Here is an 11,690-nt window from a genome sequence, read left to right on the forward strand (position 1 = left end):
TGTTTGGCCGGTGCGCGAAATGCCGCGTTGAACTCAAGCTTTGCGGCGGGGCAGCCTGCTGCGCGTTGATGCAAGTCAATCGTCGGACATCGAATGCAATCGAGGCCCGGCGCAAGCCGGGCCTCGTCGCTTGGCTGGCGGAGGGCCGGGAATAGAACCCCCCTCTATTCCCCACCACCAAGCGAATGGATATAGACCGCAAGCTCCTTGACCTTGGTCTCGCCGAGACGCTCAATCCAGGCCGGCATAACGCCGTGCTTGGGTGCGCGGACCTGCGCGGCGATTGCCATTTCGTTGGACCCGTAGAGCCAGATCGCATCGGTCAGATCGGGTGCGCCGAGCTCCTTGTTGCCTTTTGCATTGTCGCCATGGCAGGCCACGCAATTTTCGGCGAAAACCTTGGCGCCCGGCTCGACCAGTTTTGCATCTTGAACCGAGGCGGACAGGCTGGCGACATAGGTGCTGACCTGTGCGACCTGGTCGCCGCTGATGATCTCGCCAAAAGCCGGCATTTCCGACAGGCGTGTATCCGGGGCGGATGCGAAGCGTATGCCATGTGTGATCGTCTGCTGAATCTGCTCGGCCGTGCCGCCCCACAACCAGTCATCGTCATTGAGGTTGGGAAAGCCCTTCGACCCCTGGGCACCGGAAGCGTGGCACTGCACGCAATTGACCTTGTACGCAGCGCTGCCGGCGGCAACAGCGAATTCGCGCAACGCGTCGTCGCCGGCAATCTCCGAGACGGTTTTCGATTGTATCGCTGCGGCATATTTCGCCTTGGCGATCTCGGCCGCAGCAAGCTCGTTGTTGACGTCGCCGCGGCTCGAATAGCCAAGCACGCCCTTGGTCGCCGAGGTCAGCATCGGCCATGCCGGATAGGCGATGGTGTAGCCGATCGCCCAGACGATGGTGATGTAGAACGTTATGACCCACCAGCGCGGAAGTGGGTTGTTGAGCTCCCTGATACCATCCCACTCGTGGCCGGTGGTAGAGATGCCCGACACTTCGTCGATATGTTCATCGCTCATGATCAGTCGTCCTTCAGAGGAATGCGGGCGGCTTCATCGGCCTGCTTGCCACTCCCGGGACGGAATGCGAAGGCGACCGTTCCGACGAAGAAAAGCGCCATGGCGAGCAGGGCCCAACTGTCGGCGAACTCTCTCATCCAGTGGTAATCCATGGTCCTTCTCCTCAGCGGTAGCCAGCGGCTTCGTCGTAGGTCTTGAAATCGACCAGCGTGCCGAGCATCTGCAGGTAAGCGACCAGGGCATCCATCTCGCTGACCTGTTGCGGATTGCCGTCGAAGTCGCCGAGCTTCGCCTTCGGATAGCGGCCTTCCAGCTCGGATGTGTTGGCATTGGGATCGGCCTGCGCGATCATGTCATCTCTGGCGTGAGCGATCATGTCTTCGGAGTAGGGGACACCGACACGCCTGTTTGCGATAAGGTGCGTCGAGAAGTCCTTCACCTCGATCGCGGTATCCTTCAGGAAGGCATAGCTCGGCATGATCGATTCCGGCACCACCGAACGCGGTTCGATAAGATGCTGAACGTGCCACTCGTTCGAGTAGCGATCTCCGACCCTGGCGAGGTCCGGCCCCGTGCGCTTCGATCCCCACTGGAACGGGTGGTCGTACATCGACTCGGCCGCCAGGCTGTAGTGACCATAGCGCTCGACTTCGTCACGGAACGGCCTGATCATCTGGCTGTGACAGAGGTAGCAGCCCTCACGCACATAGATATTGCGCCCGGCGAGTTCGAGCGGCGAATAGGGCCGCATGCCCTCGACCTTCTCGATCGTGTTGTCGAGATAGAAGAGCGGTGCGATTTCGACGATACCGCCGACTGTCACCACCAGGAGGGAACCAACGAGAAGAAGCGTGGCGTTCTTCTCGATGATCGCGTGTTTGTCCATCAAGCCCATTTTGGCTCCTTATTGTGCGGGCTGAAGGGAGGGGATGGAGGCTGGCATCGGCTCCTCCTCGCGTTGGTAGCCGAGGATAGTCATGGTGATGTTCCAGGTCATGATGACAGCACCGGCGAGATACATCGCGCCACCCACGGCGCGCATGACGTAGTAGGGATGCATGGCGGCCACGGTCTCGGCGAAGGAATAGACCAGGAAGCCCTGCTCATCGTACTCGCGCCACATCAGGCCCTGCATGATGCCGGAAACCCACATCACCGCGGCGTAGACGACGATCCCGAGGGTCGCCAGCCAGAAGTGCCAGGTAACGAGCCGCAGCGAATAGAGCCGTTCACGGTTCCACAGCTTCGGCACCATGTAGTAGATCGCGCCGAACGAGATCATGCCTACCCAGCCGAGCGCGCCCGAATGGACATGCCCGATGGTCCAGTCGGTGTAGTGCGACAGCGAATTGACGGCTTTGATCGACATCATCGGACCTTCAAAGGTCGACATGCCGTAGAAGGCGATGGCCATAACCATCATGCGGATGATCGGGTCGGTGCGGAGCTTGTCCCAAGCGCCGGACAGCGTCATCAGGCCGTTGATCATGCCTCCCCAGGAGGGCATCCAAAGCATGATCGAAAACACCATGCCGAGCGTTTGCGCCCAGTCGGGCAGGGCGGTGTAGTGCAGGTGATGCGGCCCAGCCCAGATATAGAGAAAGATGATCGCCCAGAAGTGGATGATAGACAGCCGGTAGGAATAGACTGGCCGGTTCGCCTGCTTGGGCACGAAATAATACATCATGCCAAGAAAGCCGGCTGTCAGGAAAAAGCCGACGGCATTGTGCCCGTACCACCATTGCGTCAAGGCGTCCTGGACGCCGGAGAAGGCCGAGTAGCTCTTCGAGCCCAGGAGAGACGCCGGCATCGATAGGTTGTTGATCAGGTGCAGCATCGCGATGGTCACGATGAAGGACAGATAGAACCAGTTGGCGACGTAGATATGCGGTTCCTTGCGTTTCAGGATGGTGCCGAGGAACAGGACGAGGTAGGCGACCCAGACGATGGTCAGCCATATGTCCACATACCATTCGGGCTCGGCATATTCGCGGCTCTCGGTGATGCCGAGCAGGTAGCCGGTCGCGGCCATGACGATGAAAAGCTGATAACCCCAGAACACGAACCAGGCGAGATTGCCGCCGAACAGCCGGGCGCGGCTGGTGCGTTGCACGACATACATGGACGTGCAGATGAGCGCGTTGCCGCCGAAGGCAAAAACGACGCCGGATGTGTGCAATGGCCGCAGGCGGCCGAAGTTGAACCAAGGCTCGATGTTGAGATCCGGGTAGGCGAGCTGCAGCGCGATGACCACACCCACAAGCATGCCGACAACGCCCCAGAACATGGTGGCGATGGCGCCGTAGCGGATTGGCCCGTCCATGTAGGCAGAAGGATCGACCGATGCGGCCGGCGCAAAGCTGGTGTTGCGCAGGAGGACGATGACAAAGCCAAGCAGCAGGAAGAAAAGCACCCACATGTGCTGGCGAAACGGCTCGTCCACACCGAAGCCGGCGGCCACTAGAGCCACAAACGCGAAAAGGCCCAAAGCGACGATTTCTGTGCCGAACTTCATGACAGTCCCCGATGTCGGATTCCGATTGCGCGGACGCCAATCCGCAGCAACACCAATTCCCCGGCTGCATCCTCGCCGCCTTGATTCAAATCAAAGCTGCATGGTTTTGGATTGGGCAGCGTTGGTTTTGCGAACGAGTTGGAGGCGGCCATTGAACGAAGAGAAAGAGCGGGGATCGTCGCTGTTCGAAGTGCGCCGCGAGAATTCGATGCTAGCTGGCCGATCCGGCAGAGAGGCAATCCCAAGCGCAGTGATGAAGCGCGCGCACAGGGAAAAGCTGCAGCTCTGTGATGCTCTGGAGAAAATCGCGGACGCCTTGCCGAACGTCGATCGCCTGAAGTGCCTTGGCACAGCCAACGCAATCGTCCCATTGTTGCGCAATATTCATCAATATGAAGAAACGATCATCTTCCCAGCCTATGAAGCCGCTACAGGCGGCAATGCCAACCTTGCCTCAACCCGGCGATTGCGCGCCGAACACGTCGAAGATGAATGCTTTGCCGGCGAGGTGACTGAAATCCTGCTGGCGATCGGCCATGGCGAGACAGTCGAGAATGCCGAGGCGGTCGGCTTCATGCTGCGCGGCTTTTTCGAAAGCATGCGCCGTCATATCGCGTTTGAGCGCGAGCATGCCTTGCCGGCGATCGGAATCGTCGATCAGGGCGTAATCTAGGCGCCGGAGCGTCGCTCCAGCCGGCCCAGGCTGTCGATCGTCACATGCCGGTTGTTCTCGATCCGGATCACGCCGTCCGTTCTTAGCCTGGTCAACTGGCGGCTCACCGTCTCGATCGTCAGGCCGAGGAAATCGGCAATGTCGGCGCGTGTCATCGGCAGGTCGAAAGTCGCCGACTTGGCGGTGAGGTCGACCGTGGGATCGATGTTCCTGGCGATCATCAGGAGAAAGCTCGCCACCTTTTCCGAAGCGGTCTTGCGCCCCAGCGTCACCATCCAGTCGCGTGCTTCGTCGAGCTCGTTCAGCGTCTGCTTGAGCAGGCGATGCTCGAGTTCCGGCGATTCCTTCATCATCCGTTCGATGGCGGCCTTCGGAAACGAACACAGGGAAACGGCGGTTGCGGCTTCCGCGTTGATCGCGCTTTCCACCTTGAACGGCCGTCCCAAAAAGTCGGGCGCAAACTGGAGGCCGACGATCTGCTGGCGTCCGTCCGAAAGGCTCTTTGTCAGCTTCACCACACCCGAAAGCACATTCGAAAAGCTGTCGACGGTCTCGGCGTCGCCAATCAGTTCGATCCCCGGCTCGATCTTGTGCCTCGACGAGGTCTTGGCGAGCCCGACCAACTGGTCGGGATCGAGCGCACCGCAGACGCCGCGATGCCGTGCCTCGCAAGACTGGCAAAGCACAGGAATATCGGCACTGTGAACGTCCTGCCGCACTGTCATCATAATCGTCCCGACGGATCCAAGGTGCCCGTAAGATAGCATCGGCGGCAGAAAATCTGTTGCGGCAGTTTGTCCGCGGAGGGCCTTGACCGAAATCAAGGCGACGGTGCGGATCTGCAGCCAGAATTCAGCCTTGCAAGGATGATGGAAGGCGACATGCGACCGGAAATGGCTGCCAGACTTGGCGAGAATGTCCCCCGCTACACCAGTTACCCGACCGCGCCGCATTTTCATTCAGGCGTTGATGCTGCCGTCTATCGTGGTTGGCTGCAGGGGCTCGATGATGGCTGCGAGATCTCGCTGTACCTGCACATCCCCTACTGCGACAAGCTTTGTTGGTTCTGTGCGTGCCACACCAAGCAGACACGCCATTACGAACCGGTGACCACGTATCTGCGCTCACTGCACGCTGAAATAGCTACCGTCGCCAGTCTTGTCGGAGGCAAGGGCCGTGTGGGTGCCGTCCATTTCGGCGGTGGCTCGCCGACGATGCTCAAACCCGAGGATATGGTGGCGCTGGGAACTGTCCTGCGCAACAGTTTCGAGTTTCTTCCCGGCGCCAAGATCAGTGTCGAAATCGAACCCAACGATATGGACGATGCTCGCCTCGGTGCACTCGCCGAAATCGGCATGACGCGGGCGAGCCTCGGCGTCCAGGATTTCGATCTTAAGGTGCAGAAGGCGATCAACCGCGAGCAGAGCTTTCTGCAGACCAAAGCGGTTGTCGAGGGCGTTCGTTCGCGCGGCGTCGAATCAGTCAATCTCGACCTGCTCTACGGCTTGCCGCATCAGACCCGGGACAGCGTCTCCTCCACCGTGGCGCAGGCGCTGACTCTGGGGCCGGACAGGATGGCGCTTTTCGGCTATGCGCATGTGCCCTGGTTCAAGAAGCACCAGACGATGATCGACGAAGCGTGGCTGCCGAATTCGGTCGAACGCTTCGCTCAATCGCAAATTGCCGCTGGCCTTATGCTGAAGGCAGGGTATCAACCCGTGGGGTTCGATCATTTCGCCAGATCCGGTGATGCGCTGGCCGTTGCGGCACGGACCGGAACCTTGCACCGGAACTTCCAGGGCTATACCGAGGATCGCTGTGAGACACTGATCGGGCTTGGTCCTTCATCGATCAGCCAGTTCCGCCAGGGCTATGCACAGAACATGCCGGCGACCGCCGAATACGGACGCATGGTGGAGCAGGGAGGTCTGGCTGCCGTGCGCGGCATCGAGTTGTCGGAAGATGACCGCGTGCGCGGCTGGATTATCGAAAGGCTGATGTGCGATTTCGCCTTCTCGGCGATCGATCTGGTCGAACGCTTCGGCGAAATCGGCCAGAAGCTTCTGCTCCAGGCGAGTTCCGTCGCCCTTCGTGATCCTGCTCGGTTGCTGGAACTGAATGGCGACAGTTTCGTAGTGCCGGTGGAAAATCGTCCCTTTGTTCGCAGTATAGCGGCCAGGTTCGACAAATATTTCGAAACCGGTAAAGCCAAGCATTCGGTGGCAGTCTGAGCACCGACCTGATCAGAAATGCTCCCCGGTCTTGAATGGGCCGATTCGGGTGCCAGCCGCGATCAGATAGGCGGTCGACCAGCCAATGAGCAGAAACCCGTTCACCCCCTCGAGCGCCGCCAGCACGCGCCACCCGTGAGCGGGTACGACATCGCCATAGCCGACCGTCGAAAAGGTAATGGTCGAGAAATACAGTGCGGTTTCGAAGTCGGCAAAGATATCGAGCAATCGATAGAGCCCTGCCCATAGCCAAACCTCAGTGGTTATGATGGCAAACAGCCCCATCACTACACTGATCATCGCGACTATACGGCTGCGGCGGCCGTGCATGCGAAACCGTGCCACCAGATGCCCCATCGCATGGGTAACGGCGATCAGACCGAAGGTATGAATCAGGACCGTCATGCTTATGACGATCGTGCCGACGAAGAGATTGAGGGCCATGCGACGAAATTAGGAATCTCTCGGGGTGCATTCCTTGCGCGAAATCAAAACCGGCCGAGTTTCGCCGAGGCCAGCCTGTTCGCCACAGACGGTCTCGGCGGGAGCGGGACGAAAGAACATCGCCAGCTTCAGGCTTGTCGCGATCCGCTCGGCTCGGTCGACAAACACCGCCGCCAGCTCCGGAGCGAAGAGTTCAGCCGCCGTCTGGCCGAACAGGCCCTGCCAGATCTCGAAATCGGCCTCGGTAACGTCCTTGAGTTTGAGGTGCGCCGGCACCGGGCGTCCGTGATAATCGCCGCTCTTGAGGATGACGGAACACCAGAAGTCCGTCATTTTCTCGAGATGGGGCTCCCAGTCGCCGGTGATCTCGCGCGCGAAAATCGGCCCCAGACGCTCGTCGCTTCTGACTTTTGCGTAGAATTCGCGGACCAGTTTTCCGACAGACTTTCGATCGACGCCAGTATGGTTCAGAGGCTGTTCCGCGATCGGGCGCGCCCGATCCAAAGCTGATTTCAATGTCATCATGCACTCTTGTTTATGCTGTCAGGAGAAGCCCAGGCGCCGAAGGGCAACCTGCACGAGACTGGGCTGGTCGCGGACAAGCCGGAAACCCAGATTGTCGGGCGGCGTGCCGACTGCGCAACCGCCGCTCTTTCCGTCCCGGATGAAGTTCGACATATAGGTGCGGTGGAACCCCTCAACGACGTGCACGCCGCAATTGTCGATCGAACTCACGGTCCGCTTACCATCAATATCTATCGTGGCGTGGGAATAACATGTCGAGGTCCATTCCCAGACGTTTCCCGCAATATCCGCTAGGCCTTTTGAATTGGTACCGAAGGACCCTTGAGCCCTCGGCTCTGGATCAGGTTTCCGTCCGAGCGAGGCCTCCAGGCGATACTGTGTCAGCCACCGGCGCGCCGGGTTGTTCGGGTCGCTTTCGCCGCCCTCAATGTCACCTCGGAACCGTTCACTGGCCGCATAGGCCCACTCCACGTCTGTCGGCAACCGCCATGTCCCTCCTGTCCGCGCCGAGAACCACCTCGCGTAGGCTTCGGCATCGAGATAGCTCACACCGGTGACCGGAAGGTGTCCGACATTGCGTGCGTCTGCTGGCTTGCAGGCGCCGTCCGCCACACAACGTCCATATTCCGATACACTGACTTGGTATTTCATGATTTCCAGTGGCGCGTCGATGGAGGTTTGCACGACGGGCGCTGCGACAGGATGGTTCTCCTTGAGGAATTCCCCAGCCTGTGGGTGCTCAAACGAGCCGGGTCCCAGGACCACCAGTTCGCTTACGGCGACCGGTTGGGAGAACTTCAGGGGACTCTCGCCGAACGTATGGGCTATGCCCATGCTGATCAGTGTGGCAGCCGCAATTGTCCCGAAGGTGAAGACAGGGTCGAAGGACATGGCATCAAGTCCGGCTGCGAGTACAACCCTTTGGCTCCGCCGCCGGGTTGCACTGAGGATCGGATCTCCCGTCTACGAGGCGATCGCCTTGGGCGGTTCGACCTGCATCATCAGATCGTCGTCCCAGTTTCCCTCGACGGTAAAGTGCGCGGTCGCGCCGAGTTCGACTGCCTCGATCAAATTATGGTTCACATAGGCGTAGATGCCTGGCTGCAGGAACGTGTAGAGCGCCGCGCCGGCCGATCCGCCACGAATGAACCAGGTTTCCAGGTCTTTCGCGGGAGGGTTGGCGAACTTGCCCTGTTCCCAGACAAAGTCGCCATGCCCGCCGATCAGGTGCGGACGCGTGTCGCGGTTCGCCTGCGAATGAACGATCAATATCGTTTCGCCGACCTTTGCCTTCATGGCATTGTCCCCGGTCAAGGAACCGGCCTTGCCGTTGAACACGACATGCGTCGGGATCAGCCCGCGCATGACCCTCATGGTTTCTTCGTAATTGTCGCCGGCCGACTCGTACTTCTTGAATTGCCCTTGCTCGTCGCGCGGGATGTAGAAATCGTTCTCGCCGACGTAATAGATGCGGTCGTAGCGGACCGGCCTGCCCTTGTCGTCCTTGAGGCCGTCGCGCGGCAGCACCATCACCGCCCCGCTCATGCCCGACACCACGTGCCATGGGATCATCGCGCCGCCGGGTGCGCAGTGGTAGACGAACGTTCCACTCCGGGTCGCCTTGAAGCGCAGCGTGACCTGCTCGCCCGGATTGACCAGCGTCAATTCGCCACCGCCAAGCGCGCCGGTAGCGGCGTGGAAATCGATGTTGTGGGCGAGGGTGCTGGTGTCGGGGTTGACGAGCGTGAGCTCGAGATAGTCGCCTTCATGCACGACCATCAGAGGACCGGGAATCGAGCCGTTGTAGGTCATTGCATTGAGCTGCGTGCCGTCGGCGTCGATAACCACCGGCTTTTCCTCGATCGTCATGATGAATTCGACGACCTTTGGACCGCCCTTGGCGACCTGATCATGAGCATGGACGAACGGCGGCGGGACCATGGTTACCTTTTCACGGGGCAGCCCGGCGACATCCTTGGCGCTTGCCACGGCCGGCATTGCACCAACAGTGGCGACCGCGGCTGCGGTAAGAACAGAACCCAACAAAGCTTCGCGTCTCGTAAGCATTTCCATCTCCTTGGTTTCGGCCATTCGATGTCGTCAGAATAGTCTCGGCTCCGGCCAAGTCTTTGCGCTAACGCAAATCCAAAACGTTGATGCAATTTTCTGTGTTTTGGAGACTGCATGTACCAACGTGGACGCCGAACCGGATGGGAAGCCGCGCCTGAGAGAGGGCAACTCCCATCAGATCGGAGGGCATCGGCTCTGCTGCATGAAATCGGGAATGAAATAGGCCGGGCTGGACCTCTCCCCTGGTCCACCCGGCCTTCCCCCCGGCCGCCGAACCGGAGGGAATCTGTGAAAAAGATTAGTTAGAGGCGGTCTTGGTCACTTCGGCGAACAGTTCGGCGAATACCGGTTTGGCTTTTCCGACCTGCTTGACGGCTTCCGCTGCTGCCAGGTTGACGGGCTTGCCGACCACGATCAGCGCAACCATGCCCATACCGTAGTGTGGAGCGCACTTCACGCCATAGACCCCCTCCTGGGTCACGGTCACGGCAATTTCCGCGTTGGGCTTGCCCTTGAAAGCTTCCGCTCCGTCCGGGATCATACCCTTGATGCTTTCGGCGTTGTGGGACTTGTCGGTCGGCACGAACTTGATCGTGTCTCCAGGCGCCGCCCGAACAAAGGCAGGCTGGTAGACCATTAAGCCCTTCTCTCCCTTGTTCAGCATCTGCACGACATGTTCTTCGGCATTTGCCGCACCGGCGATGGAGAGCAGGGCGATGGCCGCGGCGATTAGTGGCAATTTCATTGGGGGGATCCTTTCTTTGTTCATCACGGCATCAACCGTTGCGCTCTTCTACGTGACCGGGAGACTTGGAAATTTGCGCTGGCGCAAATTGGCATGCGAAATGTGCATGGGAGAGAGCTGCCTGGTCTAAGGACCCGGTCGGCCTTCAAACGGCGGTTCTCGGCTGCCTCGCTTGCAAACGTGGTCGAATGAGCATCCCGCCGAATAGGCCCGCGTAGCCGATGAAGGATGCGACCCATAGCGCCGCCGAAATGTGGAGAAGCATCGCTTGCGCCGGTGAGAATGCAGCTCCGATGCGAAAAAGGGCCGCAAGCGCGATCGCGACAAAGATCACACAAGTGCCGATGCTTGCCCGCAGTTCGCGACCTGTGTGTCCGAGCGTGGCGCGGGTCATGACGGCGAGCGTTATACATGCAACCGCTCCGACGCCGAACGCATGAATGCCGGCTACTGCGGGCACTTTCTCGGGCACGAAGACAGCGAGGCCGGCAATCAGGAGGCCGACCGGCACGAAGGCGAACGCGACATGCAGGATCAGCACCAGAGGATCGCGCAGCGCTCGGTCTCCGGCCCACCGGGCAAGCCGAATGGTATTGAGAATCGCCCCCAAGATCAGCATTGCCCCGGTGCCAGCACTGTCTGGAAGAAAGGCCCAGGCCATCAATCCCGCTGCTGAGAGCGTGATCGCTCCCACGTCGAACCTGCCGAACGGGACCGGAAGCCGTCCCGGTCTCTCGCGCGCCAGCCAATTGCGGGTGAAGGAGGGAATAATGCGGCCACCTATGATCATGATGAGGACCACCGCTGCGCCAAGACCGAGGCGGCGGCCGATGTCGGACACGCCTTGATAGTGCGCCTCGGCATGAAACGTCATATTCGCTGCCAGAAGCACCGTCACAGGCAGAAGGACCTTGAGGTTTCGCCAGTTTCGGCCGGCGATGATTTCCGTTGCGGCGGCGGCGACAACCGCGAGAAGAAAGGCGCAGTCTATGATGGCGCCGAGCAACCACCCTGTCTCCGCCGAAAAGAAGACGACGAACCGTCCCGCGCACCAAAGCAATGCGAGCGCCAGCAGGGGAGGGCCCTGCACGGGAAGACGTCCGGTCCAGTTCGGGATTGCAGTTAGCAGGAAACCCGTCACAACAGCCGCCAGATAACCAAACAGCAACTCGTGGACATGCCAGTCCACGGGCGAGAAGACGCTGGAGGCTTCGAGCTTGCCGTAGAACAAAGGCAGCCAGAACAGGATAGCTGCGCCGGCCTGCAGGGAACCGAGGAGAAAAAATGGCCGGAAACCGTAAGAGAGAACTGCCGGATAGGCGCTTGGCCGCGTGCGTGGAATTGCCATGATATCCCCTGAAATGAAAGCTACGGGCGGACGTGACAGGTCATGTCGACGGCTGCCACTTCGGTCGTTCTATCCTGGCCTGGCAGACGGAATTTGCCGCTGCGCAAACAA

The 11,690-nt window shown here is 59.9% G+C and carries 13 protein-coding genes; 2 read left to right on the forward strand and 11 right to left on the reverse strand.

What is annotated here, in order from left to right; all coding sequences use genetic code 11:
* Positions 1–164: 164 nt before the first annotated feature.
* From ccoP to ccoN, 4 genes are read right to left on the reverse strand one after another with little or no spacing between them, the layout of a single operon-like run.
* Positions 165–1,028, reverse strand: a complete 864-nt coding sequence (gene ccoP / locus EJ075_RS19600; protein ID WP_126105379.1) for a cytochrome-c oxidase, cbb3-type subunit III — start codon at positions 1,026–1,028, stop codon at positions 165–167.
* A gap of 2 nt (positions 1,029–1,030) precedes the next feature.
* On the reverse strand, positions 1,031–1,180 hold the full coding sequence (locus EJ075_RS19605) for a CcoQ/FixQ family Cbb3-type cytochrome c oxidase assembly chaperone (RefSeq protein WP_065009122.1): 150 nt from the start codon (positions 1,178–1,180) through the stop codon (positions 1,031–1,033).
* Between the two features lie 11 nt (positions 1,181–1,191).
* A complete protein-coding gene (ccoO, locus tag EJ075_RS19610; RefSeq protein WP_095488972.1) occupies positions 1,192–1,923 on the reverse strand; it encodes a cytochrome-c oxidase, cbb3-type subunit II in 732 nt (243 codons plus the stop codon).
* A gap of 9 nt (positions 1,924–1,932) precedes the next feature.
* Positions 1,933–3,543, reverse strand: a complete 1,611-nt coding sequence (gene ccoN, locus EJ075_RS19615; protein ID WP_126105380.1) for a cytochrome-c oxidase, cbb3-type subunit I — start codon at positions 3,541–3,543, stop codon at positions 1,933–1,935.
* Between ccoN and EJ075_RS34160 the strand changes: the two genes are divergently transcribed.
* Positions 3,542–4,216 (forward strand): hemerythrin domain-containing protein, encoded by a 675-nt coding sequence (locus EJ075_RS34160; RefSeq protein ID WP_348627332.1) that lies wholly within the window; start codon positions 3,542–3,544, stop codon positions 4,214–4,216. The two genes, ccoN and EJ075_RS34160, sit on opposite strands and share 2 nt — an antisense overlap.
* Here the strand turns inward: EJ075_RS34160 and EJ075_RS19625 are convergent.
* Entirely contained in the window at positions 4,213–4,941 is a 729-nt protein-coding gene (locus tag EJ075_RS19625; protein ID WP_126107383.1) for a Crp/Fnr family transcriptional regulator, read from the reverse strand. The two genes, EJ075_RS34160 and EJ075_RS19625, sit on opposite strands and share 4 nt — an antisense overlap.
* A gap of 156 nt (positions 4,942–5,097) precedes the next feature.
* Between EJ075_RS19625 and hemN the strand changes: the two genes are divergently transcribed.
* Entirely contained in the window at positions 5,098–6,447 is a 1,350-nt protein-coding gene (gene hemN, locus EJ075_RS19630; RefSeq protein ID WP_126105381.1) for an oxygen-independent coproporphyrinogen III oxidase, read from the forward strand.
* A gap of 12 nt (positions 6,448–6,459) precedes the next feature.
* Here hemN and EJ075_RS19635 read toward each other — a convergent pair whose 3' ends face one another.
* From EJ075_RS19635 to EJ075_RS19660, 6 genes are all read right to left on the reverse strand, one after another.
* Positions 6,460–6,891 (reverse strand): potassium channel family protein, encoded by a 432-nt coding sequence (locus tag EJ075_RS19635; RefSeq protein WP_126105382.1) that lies wholly within the window; start codon positions 6,889–6,891, stop codon positions 6,460–6,462.
* Between the two features lie 9 nt (positions 6,892–6,900).
* The gene (locus EJ075_RS19640; protein WP_245458212.1) at positions 6,901–7,413 is read right to left on the reverse strand and encodes a group III truncated hemoglobin; all 513 of its coding nucleotides are present in this window, start codon (positions 7,411–7,413) and stop codon (positions 6,901–6,903) included.
* 21 nt (positions 7,414–7,434) lie between these two features.
* Positions 7,435–8,307, reverse strand: coding sequence for an SUMF1/EgtB/PvdO family nonheme iron enzyme (locus tag EJ075_RS19645; protein ID WP_126105383.1), 873 nt, complete (start codon positions 8,305–8,307; stop codon positions 7,435–7,437).
* Between the two features lie 72 nt (positions 8,308–8,379).
* Positions 8,380–9,483, reverse strand: coding sequence for a copper-containing nitrite reductase (gene nirK / locus EJ075_RS19650; protein WP_095489237.1), 1,104 nt, complete (start codon positions 9,481–9,483; stop codon positions 8,380–8,382).
* A gap of 301 nt (positions 9,484–9,784) precedes the next feature.
* Positions 9,785–10,231 carry a pseudoazurin gene (locus EJ075_RS19655; protein WP_126105384.1) on the reverse strand — a complete coding sequence of 149 codons (447 nt, stop codon included), beginning with the start codon at positions 10,229–10,231 and terminating at the stop codon, positions 9,785–9,787.
* A 145-nt stretch (positions 10,232–10,376) separates the two neighbouring features.
* Positions 10,377–11,579 (reverse strand): NnrS family protein, encoded by a 1,203-nt coding sequence (locus EJ075_RS19660; protein ID WP_126105385.1) that lies wholly within the window; start codon positions 11,577–11,579, stop codon positions 10,377–10,379.
* Positions 11,580–11,690: the final 111 nt, after the last annotated feature.

This window comes from Mesorhizobium sp. M6A.T.Cr.TU.016.01.1.1, assembly GCF_003952585.1.
Lineage (GTDB): Bacteria > Pseudomonadota > Alphaproteobacteria > Rhizobiales > Rhizobiaceae > Mesorhizobium > Mesorhizobium mediterraneum.